Raw genomic sequence first — 16,799 nt, 5'->3', positions numbered from 1 at the left:
CGGACAAATGGCGAAGAAGAAAATCGAATCCGAGTTCCGGCTTAGCCCGACAGTGGCGCTCCGCCCCCTTGATGCGGAGCATGCCCGGTGTGAATTGTCGGAAATCGCCGATGCCGCCGAGGAAGAGGGGCTTTCGCGCCTCGCCGCGTTCCTGGCGGGCGAGGGGCCAGTGCAGGAGCTGCTGGCGGCCGTCTTCGACCTCTCGCCCTTCCTGCGCGATGTGGCGCGCCGCCGGCCATCCGTTCTCGACACGCTGTTCGACCGGACGGTCGAAGCGCGGCTCGGCGCCATCGGCGAAGCAATAGGCGGCGCGGCCAGGGTGGATGACGCCTCGGAGTCGAGCCTGATGATGGCGTTGCGACAATGCAAGACCGAAGCGCATTTCCTGATCGCGCTGGCCGACCTTTCGGGCGAGGCGGAGACCTCGGTGACGGTGCGCCGTCTCAGCGATCTCGCAGATGCCTGCACAAAAGCCGCTGTCGATTTCCTGCTGCTCGACGCGCAACGGCAAGGCAAGCTCAAGCTGCCGGATCGGGCCGAACAGGCGAAGGATTCGGGCTGGATCCTGCTCGGCATGGGCAAGCTCGGCGCGCATGAGCTGAATTTTTCCTCCGACATCGATCTCGTCGTCTTCTTCGATCCGGAGGCGCCGGCCGTCATCGATCCGCTCGACGCCACCGAGCTGTTCTCACGCCTCACCCGCCGGCTCGTGCGCATCCTGCAGGACCGTACCGAGCACGGCTATGTCTTCCGCACCGATCTGAGGCTCCGCCCCGATCCCGGCTCGACACCGCTGGCGATCCCCGTCGAGGCCGCACTTCGCTATTACGAGGCGCGCGGCCAGAACTGGGAGCGGGCGGCCATGATCAAGGCGCGGCCGGTTGCCGGCGACCTTGCCGCGGGCGCGGCCTTCCTCAAGGAATTGCAGCCCTATGTCTGGCGCAAATACATGGACTATGCGGCGATCGCCGACGTCCATTCGATCAAGCGCCAGATTCATGCCCACAAGGGCCATGGCGAGATCGCGGTGAAGGGCCATAACGTCAAGCTCGGCCGCGGCGGCATCCGCGAGATCGAGTTCTTCGTCCAGACCCAGCAGCTCATCGCCGGCGGCCGCTTCCCGGAGCTGCGCGGCCGCGAAACCGTGCCGATGCTCGCAGCGCTCGCCGCGCGCGGCTGGATCACCGCCGACGCGCGCGACGCGCTCACGCGACAATACTGGTTCCTGCGCCGCGTCGAGCATGCCATCCAGATGGTGGCGGACGAGCAGACGCATATCCTGCCGGAAGAAGACGAGGAGCTGAAGCGCATCGCGCTGATGCTGGGTTTTGCCGGCGAGGCGGAATTCACCCAGGCCTTCCGCGCCTCGCTGCAGCAGGTCGAGCGCCATTATGCGGCGTTGTTCGAAACTGCTCCCGAGCTTTCGGCCGGCGTCGGCAATCTGGTCTTCACCGGCGATGTCGACGATCCCGACACGCTGCAGACGCTCGATCGCCTGGGCTTCCAGCGGCCTAGTGACATCTGCCGTGTCATCCGCGGCTGGCATTTCGGCCGCTACCGCGTCACCCAGTCGGCCGAGGCGCGCGAGCGGCTGACCGAATTGACGCCGGCACTGCTCAAAGCCTTCGGCCAGACGCGGCGCGCCGACGAGGCGCTGATGCGCTTCGACGAGTTCCTCGCCGGCCTGCCGGCCGGTATCCAGCTTTTCTCGCTGCTGCAGTCGAACCCGGCGCTGCTCAAGCTGATGGCGACCATCATGGGTGCCGCGCCTCGGCTGGCGGGGATCATCACGCGTCGTCCGCATGTCTTCGACGGCCTGCTCGACCCGGCATTGCTCACCGAACTGCCGGATCGCGCCTATCTTTCGGCCCGGCTTGCCGCCTTTATCGAAGGCGACCGCGCCTATGAGGATGTGCTCGACCGGCTGCGCATCTTCGCTTCCGAGCAGAAATTCCTGATTGGTGTTCGCCTGCTTGCCGGCTCTATCGATCCGGCGCGGGCGGGGCGCGCCTTCTCGGATCTCGCCGATCTCACCATCGAGGCGGCGCTTCAAGCGGTGATCGCCGAATTCGCGCTGCGCCACGGCAGCATCGCAGGCGGCAGGGTGGCGTTGCTCGGCATGGGCAAGCTGGGCAGCCGCGAGCTCACGGCGGGTTCGGATGTCGATCTCATCCTGCTCTATGACCACGACACCGACGCCGAGGACTCCGACGGCGAGAAGCCGCTGGCGCCTTCGCATTACTATACCCGCATGACGCAGCGCCTGATCGCGGCCGTCTCGGCGCCGACGGCCGAAGGTGTGCTCTACGAGCTGGATCTGCGCCTGCGTCCATCAGGCAACAAGGGGCCGGTCGCCACCCATATCGACGCGTTCAAGAAATATCAGCGCCAGGACGCCTGGACCTGGGAACACATGGCGCTGGCACGGGCCCGCGCCGTCGGCGGCGATGCCGAGCTCTGCGCCGAGCTCGATACGGAAGTGGCGGTGGTACTGGCACAGCCGCGCGATGCGGCCAAGGTCAAAGCCGAGGCCTCGGACATGCGTGCGCTGATCGAGAAGGAGAAGGCGCCGCGCGATCTCTGGGACATCAAGCTGATCCCGGGCGGGCTCATCGACCTGGAATTCATCGCCCAGGTCGCGGTCATCATCGGCAAAGTCGAACCTGGCCGCCGGGTCACGGCGACCGCCGACATTCTGGCCCGGCTTTCTCCGGATTTCGCCTCAGCCGATATGCGTGAAGAGCTTGGCGAGGCCTATCGGCTTTATCTGGCGCTGACCCAGATGATCAGGCTTTGCCTCACCGGCGAGTTCCAGCGCGACGATGTCCCGCCGGGGCTTTCGGATCTGCTGCTCGCGGTCACCGACCTGCCGGATTTCGGTGTGCTGGAAGCACATCTCAAGGAGATGTCGCGGAAGGTCAGGAGAGATTTCGACCGTCTGCTTCGTGCGGGAGCGTCGCCATCAACCGCATCGTTGCCATGAGATTCCCCGGGTGGCACATTAGCCACAGTTAATATTAATCGGCGATCCGGTCTTGCGCCATTGGCAGAGGTGTCCCGTAATGGGTCAATAGGTCTGGCACCGCAATTGCAACTATCAGCAATGCCGGGGTCAACCATCACCCCGACGATGGGGGGCCCCGCCGCTTCGCAAATGGAGCGGCGGGTTCTTAACGGCTGATTTGAAAGCCGCCTAAATCGCCATGCTTTGGGGCGCTGGGCAATTATGGATTTTCCGAAATTTTTGGTAGGCATGTTCACGACGTCATTCATCGTGGCGATCTGGGCTTACAACGAAACTGGTTCTGTCTGGGCGGTGCTTGGATGGGCAATCCTGGCCATGATCATTCTGCAGGTCGGATATATCGGTCTGGTCATCAGCTTGATCTATAGACGGGCATCGAAAGGCGCCGATGCAAGTCCCGCATCTACAGCAGCAAATGATTTAAATCTTACCGGTCCAGTTTAGCGACCCGACTGTACGTTGGGTGACTGACTGCCGCCCTGACCGGCCCGGGGCAAGCCGGAAGTGAGATGTTCAGCAGGACGGAGGGGGCGCTGTCCGCCGGAGCTTTTGGAAATTCCGCATTCCGAACTAGAGCAATTCCAGGAAAAGTGTGTGCGGTTTTCCGTTCGGAATTGCGTAAAAACAAAGAGCTAGAGCGGTTCGCCGTTTCCATGAAGCGGTGAAACGCTCTAAGCCGCCGCCTTCACCGCGGACGGCGCCTTCTTCAGCGGAATGCGTACCGACACGATAGTGCCGACACCCTCGGTCGAACGGATCTTCAGCGCGCCACCCTGCAATTCGGCCAGCGAGCGCGAGATGGCGAGCCCGAGGCCTGAGCCGGTGTGGTTCTTGGAAAACTGGTTCTGCACCTGCTCGAACGGCCGGCCGAGCTTGCTCAGCGCCTGCTTGGGAATGCCGCAGCCATTGTCCTCGATGGTGAGCAGCAGGGCGCCCGACGTGTTGCGCGCCCTGACCGTGATCTTGCCGCCCTGTCCGGTGAACTTCACCGCGTTGGAGAGCAGGTTGATGGCGATCTGCTTGATCGCGCGGCGGTCGGCATAGAGCCGCATCGTATCGGCGATGCGCGTCTCGACATTGATCGACTTCTCCGCTGCCTGCAGCGAGATCACCCGCACCGTTTCCTTGATCAGCGGGCAGAGGTCGATCTCCTCGTGGTCGAGCGAGAACTGGCCCGCTTCGATCTTCGACATATCGAGGATGTCGTTGATGACGCCGAGCAGGTATTTGCCGCTGCCGTTGATGTCGGTCGCGTATTCCTCATAGCGCTCCGAGCCGAGCGGTCCGAACAGGCCCTGCTGCATCAATTCGGAGAAGCCGATGATGGCGTTGAGCGGCGTGCGCAATTCATGCGACATGTTGGCGAGGAATTCCGACTTGGCGCGATTGGCCGCCTCGGCGCGCTCGGTTTCCTTCATGTATTTGCGGTTGAGCTCGACCAGTTCGCTGGCGCGTTCCTCCTCGGCGCGCCGCGCGAGGCTGAGATCGTGGATCGTCGCCATCAGCCGGCGCTCGCTGTCGACCAGCTTTTCCTGATGCAGCTTGATCTGGGTGATGTCGGAGCCGACCGAGACGACGCCGCCGTCGCGGGTCCTGAGCTCGTTGACCTGCAGCCAGCGGCCGTCGGCGAGCTGGCGCTCGAGTGTGATGCCGCCATGCGGCCCGTTGGCATTGGCCAACCTGCGCTCCGAGGCGAAGGCCAGCATGCGCTGCTCCAGCATATCGCGCGTCGCGCCCGGCACCACGTCGCGATCCGACAGCCCATTGTCCTTCTGGAACTTCGAATTGCACATGATCAGCCGTTCGGCGGCATCCCACAGAACGAAGGATTCGTTGATGTTCTCGATCGCTGTCCTGAGCCGCATGTCGGCCGCTTCCGAACGCAGCGCCAGATGCCGCTGCTCGGTGACGTCGACGGCGATGCCGATCAGCTGGATCTCCGGCGCCTCCGGGTCGATCACCTGGGCGCGGGCTCGCATCCATACCCATTGTCCGTCGGCGTGGCGCATGCGAAAGACCTGGTCGATATGGTCGATCTCGCGTTCGATGATGCGGTTGGCGAGCTCGAACAGGTCGCCGTCTTCCGGGTGGACGATCTCGTCGACCTCGCCGAAGGAGAGCATCGTGTCGCAGGGCTCATAGCCCAGCATGTCGTACATCGAGCGCGACCAGTACATCTTGCCGCGCACCATGTCCCAGTCCCACAACCCGCAGCGGCCGCGCACCAGCGCCATGTCGATGCGCTGATGCGCTTCGAGATAGATGCGGTCCGCCGCCTGGGCGCGCGCCGCCTGGCCGAAATAGGCGTAGAGGATGACGATCAGCACGCCCGCCGTCAGCACGAACAGCGTGACGTTGAGCGACATAGACTTGCGCCAGCTGTCGAACACTGCTTCCTGCGGCACCAGGACGGCGGCTGCGTGTTTGCGGTCGCCGCTGAGGCTGACGGCGGCAAACCAGTCCTGTCCGCCGGTGCTGACATCCATCACGCCGGCTCGGTCGCCGAACATGAAAAGCGGCTGGCCGCCAAGGACCAAACTGTCGAGCATGCGGCCCTGCCAGCCCGTCGATAGCGGCGAAACGGCGATGACCTTGAAGTTGGCGTCGGTGACGGCGAGCACATGGGCGCGGCTCATGGCGCCCCGGCGGCTGATGTTCTCCAGCAGGCTTGTGGCATTGACGCCGGCCGCGCTGGGGTCCGCGGTGATCGCCTGCGCCATCTGGCCGGCGGCGAGCGCCAGCACTGCCTTGGCGTCGCGCTCGATCTCGTCATGCTCGTTCATCAGCGACAGGAAGCGCAATGCCGCGATGACGATGAGAAAAACGACGATCAGCGCCGGGATCGACCGGCGCAGCAGCGGCTCGGCGGCCAGGAGCCGCTGATAGGTGGGTTCGGCGATCAGGCGCGCATTGCCGGCAAGTCCGTCGCTCCTTGCCTTGCGACGCGCAAAAGCCTTCCCTCCGGGCGCGCCCCACGCGTCCGCCTTGGCCATAAATGGCACTCCCCGATTTGCCGCATACTTGGATGATCCGGCTACGCCGCACGCCCCGAATCGCCATTAAAGAATCAAAGCCGATTCGCCTTGTCCAGAGGCGCGGGCGAAAAAGATTAAAAGTTGATTGAAATTCTTCGCAACTGCTGATCTCCCCCCTCGTGGGGGAGATTGCTAATCACGCCAGCGTTCGCTCGACGATATCGCGCAGATCCGCCGACAGGTTCTCAACCTTCGCCATGTCGAGCAGCGCCTGCCTGGCCTTGGCTTGACGTACAGGCTCCAGCGAGCGCCAGGAGCGTAGCGCCGTGGCCAGCCGCGCCGCCACTTGCGGGTTGCGCTTCTCCACGTCCAGCACCGTCTCGGCGAAGAAACGGTAACCTTCGCCGTCGGGGCGGTGGAAGCCGGTCTGGTTGGCGCTGGAGAAGGTGCCGATCAGAGAACGCACCCGGTTGGGGTTGGCGATCGAGAAAGCCGGATGTCGCATCAGCTCGCGCACCTTCTCGACAGTCTTCGCGCCGGGCACGCCAGCCTGGATCTGGAACCATTTGTCGAGCACCAACGCGTCGCCGCGATAGCGGACCTCGAAAGCGGCCAGCGCTTCTTCGGCCTCGACCGTGCCTGAATGGCGATGCGCCAGCACGGCGAGCGCCGCGGCGCGGTCGGTCATATTGGTGGCGGCGGTGAAGTGTCGCGCGGCGAGGCCCGCGCCGCCCGGCAGCAGCGACAGATAGTCGAGCAGGGTGTTGCGCAGGGCCCGGCGTCCGGCGCTCGCCGCGTCCGGACTGAAAGGCCCGTTGTCGGCAAGCCGGTCATGGAGCGCCGCGAAGGTCTCGCCGTTTGCCTCGGCGATCGCCCGCGCCAGCGCCTCGCGCGCGGCGAAGATGGCGTCTGGATCGATGCCCTTGCCGATGTCGCGGGCGATGTCGGCTTCGCCGGGCAGCGACAGCGCCAGTGCCCGGTAGGCCGGCTCCAGCGCCTCGTCGCCGGCGATCCTGCCGGCAAGCTCGGCTAGCCGTGCCGCGAAGGCCGGCTCCCTGCCGCCGAGGATCTGGCGGAAGGCGACGATCAGCGCGTCGGTCAGCAGCGTGTTGAACGCCTGCCAGCGCGCGAAGGCATCGCTGTCATGCGCCGCAAGGAAGAACTGGTCGTCGGCCTTCTGCTGCACGGAAAGCGTGATCGGCGCCGAGAAGCCGCGGTTGAGCGACACCGAAGGCCGTTGCGAAATACCCGAGAAGCGCACCGTGTGCCGGCGCTTGCGGATATGGATGACACCGTCATCCACCGTTGCGCCCTCGACGGCCGTCCAGGTGACGGGCTTGCCATTGGCGCCGACCAGGCCGAAGGCCAAAGGGATATGCATCAGCCGCTTGCGGCTTTCCGACGGCGTCGGCGGCACCGACTGCTCGATCTCCAGGGTGAACTCCTTCGCCGCCGCATTGTGCGTGGAACTCACCGTCAGGTTCGGGGTGCCGGCCTGGTGGTACCAGAGCGCGAATTGCCCAAGGTCTCTGCCGGAGACGTCCTCGAACACTTTGAGGAAATCCTCGATGGTCGCCGCCTCGCCGTCATGCCGCTCGAAATAGAGGTCCATGCCGGCACGGAAGGTCTCCGCGCCGAGGATGGTGCGGATCATGCGCACCACTTCCGAGCCCTTCTCGTAGACGGTCGCCGTGTAGAAGTTGTTGATCTCGCGGTAGCGGCGCGGCCTGACCGGATGCGCGAGCGGCCCCTGGTCTTCCGGGAACTGGTGCGCGCGCAGCGTGCGCACCTCGGCGATGCGCTTCACCGCCCGCGAGCGCTGGTCGGCGGAGAATTCGTGGTCGCGGTAAACCGTCAGCCCTTCCTTCAGGCAGAGCTGGAACCAGTCGCGGCAAGTGATTCTGTTGCCGGTCCAATTGTGGAAATACTCATGCGCGATGATCGCCTCGATATTGGCGAAGTCGGCATCAGTCGCAGTCTCCTCGTCGGCCAGCACATATTTGTCGTTGAAGACGTTGAGGCCCTTGTTCTCCATGGCGCCCATGTTGAAGTCGGATACGGCGACGATGTTGAAGACGTCGAGGTCGTATTCGCGGCCGAAGGCTTCCTCGTCCCATTTCATCGAGCGTTTCAGCGCGTCCATCGCGTAGCCGGCAAGCCGTTCCTTGCCAGGTTCGACATAGATGCCGAGCTCGACCTCGCGGCCGGACATGGTGGTGAAGCTGCCAGCCACCTTGCCAAGCGCGCCCGCCACCAGTGCAAAAAGGTAGGAGGGTTTGGGGAAGGGGTCGTGCCAGACCGCATAATGGCGTCCGTCGGCGAGCGCGCCGCGTTCGACGGGATTGCCGTTTGAAAGCAAAAGCGGCGCCTCGTTGTGCGGCGCTTCGATGCGCACAGTGTAGACCGACAGGATATCGGGACGGTCGAGAAAATAGGTGATGCGGCGAAAGCCTTCGGCCTCGCATTGCGTGCAATAGACGTTGCTGGAGCGGTACAAGCCCATAAGCGCCTCGTTGCGCGAAGGCGCGATCTCCGTCTCCAGGCGGAGCTCGAAACGCTGAGCCGCCGGCGGCTTCAGAATCGTCAGCCGGTCCGGCGTCGCCTCATAGTCGCCGGCTGCGAGCGCGTGCCCATCGATGGCGACGCCGAGCAGCGTCAGCCCGTCGCCGTCGAGCACCAGCGGCGCCGAGGCGGCGACGCCCTCGCGTCGCTCGATGGTGAGCAGCGCGGTCACATGGGTCGCGTCCGGTGACAGGCGAAAGTCGAGGCTGGTCCTCGGGATGAGATAGTCGCAGGGGCGATAATCTTCGAGCTTGAAGACATGGCCGGTATCTGTGCGCATTCCTTGAGCTTTTCCTGTCGAGGCGGCCAGCCGGCCTGGCTGGTCCAAGAATTTTGAGGGTGCGCGCTCTTTACACGAAACGGCCACTCGACAAAACTGCGGCATAGGTTGTGTTTCGCAATTCCGGACGGAAAACCGTTACACCCTTTTCCTGGAATTGCTCTTGGCCTATTTCGCGGCTTCGTTTCCCGACCATCCTTATGAGGCAAGATGAGCGTCGATCATGCCGTCGGCCACAACACGCTGCGCGGCATTATGCTGAAGATCGTCTCGGTGACGGTCTTCGTTGGCATGCAGACCTGCATCAAGGCGGCCGGCGACGTGCCTGCCGGACAGATCGTCTTCTTCCGCTCCTTCTTCGCCATCTTCCCGATCGTCGCTTTCCTGGCCTTCAAGGGTGAGCTCGCCACCGCGTTCACGACCAGGCGGCCGTTCAACCATATCGCGCGTGGCGTCGTCGGCGTCGGCGCCATGGGGCTCGGCTTCTTCGCGCTGACCAGGCTGCCGCTGCCGGAGGCTATCACGCTAAATTACGCCCAGCCGCTGCTGGTCGTGGTGTTCTCCTCTGTCTTCCTGGGCGAGATGATCCGCGTCTACCGCTGGAGCGCGGTGGCGGTCGGTCTTGCCGGCGTGCTGATCATCTCCTGGCCCGAGCTGACGCTGCTCAATTCCGGTGAAGGCCTCGACGACCAGGAGCTGCTGGGCGTCATGGCCGCGCTGATCGCCGCCGCGATTTCGGCGGTCGCCATGCTTCTGGTGCGCAATCTCGTGCAGACGGAGAAGACGGCGACCATCGTGCTGTGGTTCTCCTCGACGGCTTCGGTGTTGTCGCTCTTCACGCTGCCCTTCGGCTGGCAGGCCCTGACGCCGATGCAGGCCGCGCTGCTCGTCGTCGCGGGCTTCGGCGGCGGGCTCGGCCAGATCCTGATGACGGCGGCCTACCGCCACGCCGAAGCCTCGGTCGTGGCGCCGTTCGAATACACCTCGATGATCCTCGGCGTCGTCGTCGGCTATTTCGCCTTCGGCGACGTCACCTCGCTCAACACGCTGATCGGCGGCGTGATCGTGGTCGCCGCCGGCATCTTCATCATATGGCGCGAGCGGCAGCTCGGCCTGGAGCGCACGCGCACCAGGACGGCCGCGCCGCCGCAGGGGTGAACTGTTTCAAAGAGTAGCTTCAAAGGCCGAGTTCCTTCACACCCCCCTCTGGCCTGCCGGCCATCTCCCCCGCAAGGGGGGAGATTGGCAGTTCCCTCGGCGGCGCACTACCCGCCATGTTGATGATTGGCGAAAGCGGCCGCGACAGCTGATCTCCCCCCTTTCGGGGGAGATGTCCGGCAGGACAGAGGGGGGTGCTGTCCCTCGGCCTTTCTAATTTTGAGCTATTGAGAGCTCCGCTCCTTCGCCAGCCGCACCAGCACCGCCCGGGTCTGCTCATCCGCAGGGAAGAAGGACTCGATCGCCAGCTCCGACAGCGTGACGTCGAGCGGCGTGCCGAAGACGGTGATCGTGCTGATGAAGGACAGCACGGCGTCGCCATGCGCGAGCTTGAGCGGATGGACGATGCCGCTCGGCTCGACGGGTGCGGGCCGGCTGCTTCTCAGGCCCGACGGATAGGCGCGCAACTCTCGCTCCAGCTCAATCAGCACCGGGTCGCCGGTGGCGTCGTTCTGGTGCTTGAGCCGCTCCAGCAGATGCGCGCGCCACTCCGCCAGATTGACGATGCGCGGTGCCACGCCCTCCGGGTGCAGGCTGAGCCTCAGCACGTTGACCGGCGGCGTAAGCAGGGACGGCTCGGAAATATCGGCAAGGAACGGGGCGATCGCGCCATTGGCGGAAATAAGGTTCCAGTGCCGGTCCACCGCCAGTGCCGGAAAGGGCTCGTGGCCCTTGAGCACGGTCTCGACCGCGGCAAGCGCCGGCGCCAGCGTTGCATCGGTCAGCGGCTTTTCGCTGAAGCTCGGCGCGAAGCCGGCGGCAAGCAACAGTTGATTGCGTTGGCGTAGTGGAATCGACAGCTGCTCGGCCAAATGCAGAACCATGTCGCGCGAGGGCTGGGCCCGGCCGCTTTCGACGAAGGAGAGATGCCGCTGCGAGATATCGGCCTCCATGGCGAGGTCGAGTTGGCTCATGCGCCGCCGCGTGCGCCATTCGCGGATCAGGCTGCCGGCGGAAGGTTCGGATGTGGTCATGGGAGAGGAGTAGGGTGGCGAGGGACGCAGTTCAATTACCTTTGAGGTCATAGCTCCGCCTTCTCCCCTTGTGGGAGAAGGTGGATCGGCGCGCAGCGCCGAGACGGATGAGGGGTGTTCCAGCGGACTGAGACGCTGGCATTCCCTGGAGCACCCCTCATCCGCCCTTCGGGCACCTTCTCCCACAAGGGGAGAAGGAAAAAGTGCTCACGCCAACCCCTTCAACTTCGCCTTGACCTCGAGAAAATCCCGCCACGCCAGCTTCTTGTGCGCCGGCGTCCTGAGCAGATAGGCCGGGTGCAGCGTCGGCATCGCCGGGATGGCAACCCCGGAAGCGGTCGTATGCACACGCCAATTGCCGCGCAGGCGCAGGATGCCCTCGGTCGTGTTGAGCAGCGTCTTGGCCGACGGACCGCCAAGATTGATCAGCACCTTGGGATTGACCAACTCGATCTGCCTTTCGATGAAGGGCCGGCAGATTTCGGTCTCGTGCGGCGTCGGCGTGCGGTTGCCCGGCGGCCGCCACGGAATGACGTTGGCGATATAGGCCGAACCGCGGTCGAGGCCGATCGCGGCCAGCATGCGGTCGAGCAGCCGGCCGGAGCGGCCCACGAAAGGCAACCCCTCAAGATCCTCGTCTCTGCCCGGCGCCTCGCCGACCAGCATCAGCTCGGCGTTCGGATTGCCGTCGGCGAAGACCAGGTTCTTGGCCGTGAATTTGAGATTGCAGCCGTCGAAGGCAGCCATGTGCTGGCGCAGTTCCTCGAGCGTCGAGGCGCTTGCGGCCAGTTGCCGGGCAAGCAGCGCCTGCGCCTCGGCGGGGACGGTGGCGGCCGGCATCCGCGCCGGAGCGTCCGGAATATTGCGCGCGTCGAGACCGGATGATGGCGTTGCCGGCACGGGCGCCTGGGGCCGCTCCGGGACCTGCCCGGATGCCGGGCGGCTCTCGGGTCTTGGGTCGCGAGGCGGCGCAGCCGGCGCCCGCTCGGCAGGCCTGCGTTCGGCCGACTTCGCCGCCGCTTCGGCAAATCGGTTGATCGGCGCGTCTTCCAGCGCGTCGTCGACGCCGGCGCTGGCATAGAAGGCGAGCAGTTCGGCGATCTCGGCAGGTGTGCTGGGGGAGGCGGCAGTCATGGTGCCACCATTGTCCGCGCGGCGCCGATTTGCAAGGTTAAGCCACGTTCGCCTGTATTGGAGCATGTCGAGATTCAGGTCAGGCCGAGTCGAAAATGGTGGTTTCCGAGAACCGGAGCGGAGCGTACTTTTCGTACGTGAGCACCGGAAGCGCAGGAAACCGCCATTTGCAGGCCGGCATCACCTGAATATCGATATGCTTTCACCCAGTGGGTATGCGGGGATCCTGCACGATGTAAAACGTCCAGCGCGGCGTATAATCGGTGACCAGGAAATCGAAGGTCGCCGTCTTCAGCGGGTCGATCTTGCCGTTGCGGAACAGCAGCCGGTCATAGGGTTCGAACCGGCGGTCGAAATCGGCGAAATTGCTCGACCAGATGTTGTCGGGCGTCTTGTTGCGCTGGTCGAAGGACAAGCCGTCGCCGAACACGCTCGGCTGGTCGAGGATTTCCTGCAGCTCGAACTGGAACTCCACCCAGGGCAGCGCGCTGTTGTTGAGCACGTCGATGCGCATGTACATCACGCCGTTGGCGACCTGGCCGGCCTTGCCGAAGGGCTCGATCGGCTTGGTCGCACGGATCGTCAGCGTTACCGGCGTCGCCGTGTTCAATTCCTCCCTGATGACCAGCGGGTCTTCCTTGGTGCCGATGCCAGACGCCCCCGTGATGCGGAAGCCACCCAGCTCGTCGGAGAAGGAATAAGCGCCGGTCGCCCAGACCTTCACCGGATCGGCTTCCGCCGGAAGGGTCAAAAAGAGGAGCGGAAGAACCGCGCGCCAGGCCATGCCTGGCGTGAAGAGTAAGCGCTTCGATGAAAAGCCGGCTGGCTCTGGACTGCGCATGACGCGAAGTATCGCCGATAACCAAGCCGTCGAACAATTAAAAACATGCCGTCGCCGCCTGGCCTGTCAACCAAGTGGCGCTGGCCTATGCTTGGCCATGGTCTCCGCTGCTGCCTTTTCGTAAGGAAAACCGCGACTTTTTGTCGAAATCGGCATTGTCACGTCAGCGCCGGTTTCGCGTCGCGAATTGATGCGCTATGCAGCGCACGAGCCAGCACAATGCGAGAACATGGCGAGCCAGTGAGGGGCCGATGAGCGAAATCGAACGCGAGAGCATGGAATTCGACGTGGTGATCGTCGGCGCTGGTCCCGCCGGCCTTGCCGCCGCGATCCGTCTGAAGCAGCTCAACCCGGATCTTTCCGTCGTCGTCCTGGAGAAGGGCGGCGAGGTTGGCGCCCATATCCTCTCCGGCGCCGTCGTCGACCCGATCGGCATCGACCGGCTGCTGCCCGGCTGGCGCGAAGAGGAGGGCCATCCGTTCAAGACACCGGTGACGGACGACCATTTCCTGGTGCTCGGGCCCGCCGGTTCCTTCCGCCTGCCGAACTTCCTGATGCCGCCGCTGATGAACAACCACGGCAATTACATCGTCTCGCTGGGCAATGTCTGCCGCTGGCTCGCGACCAAGGCCGAGGCGCTGGGCGTCGAGATCTATCCGGGTTTTGCCGCGGCAAGCCTCGTCTACAACGAGGCCGGCGCCGTCACCGGCGTCATCACCGGCGACATGGGCGTCGAGAAGGACGGCACGCATGGCCCGGCCTACGCGCCGGGCATGGCGCTGATGGGCAAATATGTGCTGATCGGCGAAGGTGCGCGGGGCTCTTTGGCCAAGCAGCTCATCGCCAAATACAAGCTTTCCGAAGGCCGCGAGCCCGGCAAATATGGCATCGGCCTCAAGGAGCTCTGGCAGGTCAAGCCCGAGAACCACAAGCCGGGCCTCGTGCAGCATTCCTTCGGCTGGCCGCTCGACATGAAGACCGGTGGCGGCTCCTTCCTCTACCATCTCGAGGACAACCAGGTAGCGGTCGGCTTCGTCGTCCACCTGAACTACAAGAACCCCTATCTGTCGCCCTTTGAGGAATTCCAGCGCTTCAAGACCCATCCGGCGATCGCCGGCACCTTCGAGGGCGCTAAGCGCATCGGCTACGGCGCACGCGCCATCACCGAGGGCGGCTGGCAGTCGGTGCCGAAGCTTTCCTTCCCCGGCGGCGTGCTGATGGGTTGCGCGGCAGGCTTCGTCAACGTGCCGCGCATCAAGGGCTCGCACAATGCGGTGCTCTCCGGCATGCTGGCGGCCGAGCATGTGGCCGGGGCGATTGCCGGCGGCCGCGCCAATGACGAGCTCGCTTCCTACGAGGAAGCCTGGCGCGGCACCGACATCGGCAAGGACCTGAAGAAGGTCCGCAACGTCAAGCCGCTGTGGTCGCGCTTCGGCACCATTGTCGGCGTCGGCATCGGCGGTCTCGACATGTGGCTGAACACGCTGTTCGGCTTCTCGCCCTTCGGTACGCTGAAGCACGGCAAGGCCGACTATGCGACGCTCGAGCCGGCGGCGAAGCATCAGAAGATCGCCTATCCGAAGCCGGACGGCGTCTTGACCTTCGACCGGCTCTCCTCGGTGTTCCTGTCGAATACCAACCACGAGGAAAACGAGCCGGTGCACCTGATCGTCGGCGACATGGCGCTGCAGCAGCGTTCCGAGCACGATGTCTTTGCCGGTCCCTCGACCCGCTATTGCCCGGCCGGCGTTTATGAGTGGGTGGACAAGGACGGCAACGCCGCAGCTGACCCGTCGGCCAAGGATGTGCGCTTCGTCATCAACGCGCAGAACTGCGTCCACTGCAAGACCTGCGACATCAAGGATCCGAACCGGAACATCAACTGGGTGCCGCCACAAGGCGGCGAAGGCCCGGTTTACCAAGGCATGTGATCCGCTCCGACCGGGCCGTCTCGACCGCCGCTCCAACAGGCCCGGCGAAGGTCGGGTAGCCGCGCCTTATCGGCAGAGACCGTTGAAGCCGGGCGCCGAGTATGGTCTGCTTGGCCTTCAAACGAGGAGGCGGACATGCGGCGCATCAGCCTGGCGATTTTAGCTGCTGCCGGCATGCTTTCTTGCGCGCCTGCCTCCGCCGGCACCAAGCTGACCGTGCATGTGCGCAGCTATGACGTCACCGGCAGGACCGGGGCTGAACTGATCGAGGCGATGGATGGCCTCGGGCCGAGGCACGGCCATGCCACGCGCGCCATCGCCGAGACCGGCTATACCGTGCATTGGAACCTCGACGTGAAACGGGACAACGGCATCTGCCGGCTGCGTCAGGCCACCGGCACCATCGACCTGACCTACACCTTTCCGCGCCGCACGTCCCCATCCGGTCCGGTCCTGCGCAAGCGCTGGGATCGCTTCATGGCCGGCGTGCGCCAGCACGAGCATACCCACGGCCGCATCGCCAAGCAGATGATGCGGGCGACCGAGACGGCGCTTGCCGGGCTCGAGCGGCAGGACAACTGGTTCTGCACCGGTCTTCGCTGGGACGCCAGACGCCGCATCGCCGCGATCTATGGCGACTACGAGGCCAGGCAGATTGCCTTCGACGCGCGCGAGCACCGCGACGGCGGCCATGTCGAGAAACTGGTCAATGCATTGATGGGGAAGAACTGAAACTCCAGCCCGTTCGCCTACCGAGCGGACGTCAGCTGCGCGGCTTGTCCGGCGCGTCGTTCGCCGCCAGCGCCGATTTGTGCTCGTCCTCGGGCGCGTTGCTGTCGGTCGGCAGCGTGAATTCGACCAGCACCGGCAGATGGTCGGAGCCGGTATCCTCCAGCCGGGCCGATGACAGGATCGTCACCCCGCCCTTGCTGAACACCTGGTCGATCGGCAGGCCCGCATAGCGGCGCAGAACGTCGGGCAGCGTCCGATGGATCCAGGTCGGACCGGCCGACGGCATCAGCGTCATGCCGCTCATTCGCGCCACCCGCCGCACCGCCGCGCTCCACGGCACGGCATTGCAGTCGCCTGCCATGATGGCGGTCTCGCCGAGCGCGGCCAGCGGTTGCGCCAGTTCGCCGATCTGCCAGGATTGCTCCTTCGGCCACGGCCAGCTGAGATGGATCGCGGCGACATTGACCGGAATGCCGCCGAAATCGATCATGGCGGTAGCCATCGCGCCGCGCGGCTCGCAACGCGGCGCGGTGCCGGTGGCGAAGGGACGGCGCGAGAGCAGCGCGACGCCGAAAATGCCGTTGGGGTAGTCGCACAGGATACGATAGGGGTAGGCGCCGGCGATATAGCTGAGCTCCTTCGCCCACATGCCGGACACTTCGTCGAGCGTGATGACGTCCGGGTTGGTCCTGCCGATCAGCGACAGCACCTTCTTCGGCGTCGGGTTGTTGAAGCGCAGGTTCATCTGCAACAGGCTGTAGGTGATGCGGTCGGCCGGCTTTGCGACCGCCTGCTGCGCCGACAATCTGGGCAGTGCGCCCGTCGTCGTAGCGAAGCAGGCGATGGCGAAGACCAGCACGGCGACGGCCTGCAGCCGGTAGGGACCGGCCAGCAGGGCCAGCGCGAGCAAGGCCGTCAGCAGGCTCAGATGCATGCGGAAATGAGAGAAGGAATCGAAGGCCGGATGCAGCGCGCCGAAGAACCCGGCCAAGAGCGCAGCCGAGCATGCCATCATCGCCAAGACTATCAGCTGAGCCATCATGCTCAAGCGCGCACCGCCCGTTGTCATTTTCTCCGAAGCCCCAGTCTTCCGTTCGGACCGGTTATCGGCCAAATTGCGGCCCAAG

Annotated in this window: 11 protein-coding genes; 5 read left to right on the top strand and 6 right to left on the bottom strand. The window is 64.7% G+C overall.

Features of this window, described 5'->3' with window-relative positions:
• Positions 1-7 precede the first annotated feature (7 nt).
• A complete protein-coding gene (locus LB523_RS20430; RefSeq protein WP_224606397.1) occupies positions 8-2,983 on the top strand; it encodes a bifunctional [glutamine synthetase] adenylyltransferase/[glutamine synthetase]-adenylyl-L-tyrosine phosphorylase in 2,976 nt (991 codons plus the stop codon).
• Between the two features lie 243 nt (positions 2,984-3,226).
• Positions 3,227-3,469: a hypothetical protein gene (locus LB523_RS20425; RefSeq protein ID WP_224606394.1), complete on the top strand. Its 243-nt coding sequence runs from the start codon at positions 3,227-3,229 to the stop codon at positions 3,467-3,469.
• 227 nt (positions 3,470-3,696) lie between these two features.
• Here LB523_RS20425 and LB523_RS20420 read toward each other — a convergent pair whose 3' ends face one another.
• Both LB523_RS20420 and pepN read right to left on the bottom strand, forming a co-directional pair.
• Positions 3,697-6,018, bottom strand: coding sequence for a PAS domain-containing sensor histidine kinase (locus LB523_RS20420; protein WP_224606390.1), 2,322 nt, complete (start codon positions 6,016-6,018; stop codon positions 3,697-3,699).
• Between the two features lie 178 nt (positions 6,019-6,196).
• On the bottom strand, positions 6,197-8,842 hold the full coding sequence (pepN, locus tag LB523_RS20415) for an aminopeptidase N (RefSeq protein WP_224606387.1): 2,646 nt from the start codon (positions 8,840-8,842) through the stop codon (positions 6,197-6,199).
• Between the two features lie 210 nt (positions 8,843-9,052).
• On the opposite strand from pepN, the gene LB523_RS20410 reads away from it, so the two are divergent.
• The gene (locus LB523_RS20410; protein WP_224606384.1) at positions 9,053-10,000 is read left to right on the top strand and encodes a DMT family transporter; all 948 of its coding nucleotides are present in this window, start codon (positions 9,053-9,055) and stop codon (positions 9,998-10,000) included.
• A gap of 224 nt (positions 10,001-10,224) precedes the next feature.
• Here the strand turns inward: LB523_RS20410 and LB523_RS20405 are convergent, their stop codons facing one another.
• The 3 genes from LB523_RS20405 to LB523_RS20395 all read right to left on the bottom strand — a co-directional run bounded on the left by LB523_RS20405 (position 10,225) and on the right by LB523_RS20395 (position 13,009).
• Complete coding sequence (locus tag LB523_RS20405) at positions 10,225-11,034, bottom strand: helix-turn-helix domain-containing protein (protein ID WP_224606381.1); 810 nt, start codon at positions 11,032-11,034, stop codon at positions 10,225-10,227.
• A gap of 207 nt (positions 11,035-11,241) precedes the next feature.
• Positions 11,242-12,168, bottom strand: coding sequence for a uracil-DNA glycosylase family protein (locus LB523_RS20400; protein WP_224606378.1), 927 nt, complete (start codon positions 12,166-12,168; stop codon positions 11,242-11,244).
• 202 nt (positions 12,169-12,370) lie between these two features.
• Entirely contained in the window at positions 12,371-13,009 is a 639-nt protein-coding gene (locus tag LB523_RS20395; RefSeq protein ID WP_224606376.1) for a hypothetical protein, read from the bottom strand.
• A gap of 251 nt (positions 13,010-13,260) precedes the next feature.
• On the opposite strand from LB523_RS20395, the gene LB523_RS20390 reads away from it, so the two are divergent.
• Positions 13,261-14,940: an electron transfer flavoprotein-ubiquinone oxidoreductase gene (locus LB523_RS20390; protein WP_224606374.1), complete on the top strand. Its 1,680-nt coding sequence runs from the start codon at positions 13,261-13,263 to the stop codon at positions 14,938-14,940.
• Between the two features lie 135 nt (positions 14,941-15,075).
• Positions 15,076-15,672 carry a DUF922 domain-containing protein gene (locus LB523_RS20385; protein ID WP_224606372.1) on the top strand — a complete coding sequence of 199 codons (597 nt, stop codon included), beginning with the start codon at positions 15,076-15,078 and terminating at the stop codon, positions 15,670-15,672.
• 31 nt (positions 15,673-15,703) lie between these two features.
• Here LB523_RS20385 and LB523_RS20380 read toward each other — a convergent pair whose 3' ends face one another.
• The gene (locus LB523_RS20380; protein WP_224606370.1) at positions 15,704-16,714 is read right to left on the bottom strand and encodes an endonuclease/exonuclease/phosphatase family protein; all 1,011 of its coding nucleotides are present in this window, start codon (positions 16,712-16,714) and stop codon (positions 15,704-15,706) included.
• Between the last annotated feature and the right edge of the window lie 85 nt (positions 16,715-16,799).

It is taken from the genome of Mesorhizobium sp. ESP-6-4 (genome assembly GCF_020164735.1).
Taxonomy (GTDB): Bacteria; Pseudomonadota; Alphaproteobacteria; order Rhizobiales; family Rhizobiaceae; genus Mesorhizobium.
The sequence above is the reverse complement of the archived record's forward strand: the minus strand, read 5'-3'. Positions and strand labels throughout refer to the sequence as shown.

What these genes read in the sequence shown, in the direction of transcription:
- LB523_RS20405 (WP_224606381.1), bottom strand. Translation starts at nt 11,034, where the DNA reads ATGACCACATCCGAACCTTCCGCCGGCAGCCTGATCCGCGAATGGCGC.
- LB523_RS20385 (WP_224606372.1), top strand. Translation starts at nt 15,076, where the DNA reads ATGCGGCGCATCAGCCTGGCGATTTTAGCTGCTGCCGGCATGCTTTCT.
- LB523_RS20420 (WP_224606390.1), bottom strand. Translation starts at nt 6,018, where the DNA reads ATGGCCAAGGCGGACGCGTGGGGCGCGCCCGGAGGGAAGGCTTTTGCG.
- LB523_RS20380 (WP_224606370.1), bottom strand. Translation starts at nt 16,714, where the DNA reads ATGATGGCTCAGCTGATAGTCTTGGCGATGATGGCATGCTCGGCTGCG.
- LB523_RS20410 (WP_224606384.1), top strand. Translation starts at nt 9,053, where the DNA reads ATGAGCGTCGATCATGCCGTCGGCCACAACACGCTGCGCGGCATTATG.
- LB523_RS20390 (WP_224606374.1), top strand. Translation starts at nt 13,261, where the DNA reads ATGAGCGAAATCGAACGCGAGAGCATGGAATTCGACGTGGTGATCGTC.
- LB523_RS20430 (WP_224606397.1), top strand. Translation starts at nt 8, where the DNA reads ATGGCGAAGAAGAAAATCGAATCCGAGTTCCGGCTTAGCCCGACAGTG.
- LB523_RS20425 (WP_224606394.1), top strand. Translation starts at nt 3,227, where the DNA reads ATGGATTTTCCGAAATTTTTGGTAGGCATGTTCACGACGTCATTCATC.
- LB523_RS20395 (WP_224606376.1), bottom strand. Translation starts at nt 13,009, where the DNA reads ATGCGCAGTCCAGAGCCAGCCGGCTTTTCATCGAAGCGCTTACTCTTC.
- pepN (WP_224606387.1), bottom strand. Translation starts at nt 8,842, where the DNA reads ATGCGCACAGATACCGGCCATGTCTTCAAGCTCGAAGATTATCGCCCC.
- LB523_RS20400 (WP_224606378.1), bottom strand. Translation starts at nt 12,168, where the DNA reads ATGACTGCCGCCTCCCCCAGCACACCTGCCGAGATCGCCGAACTGCTC.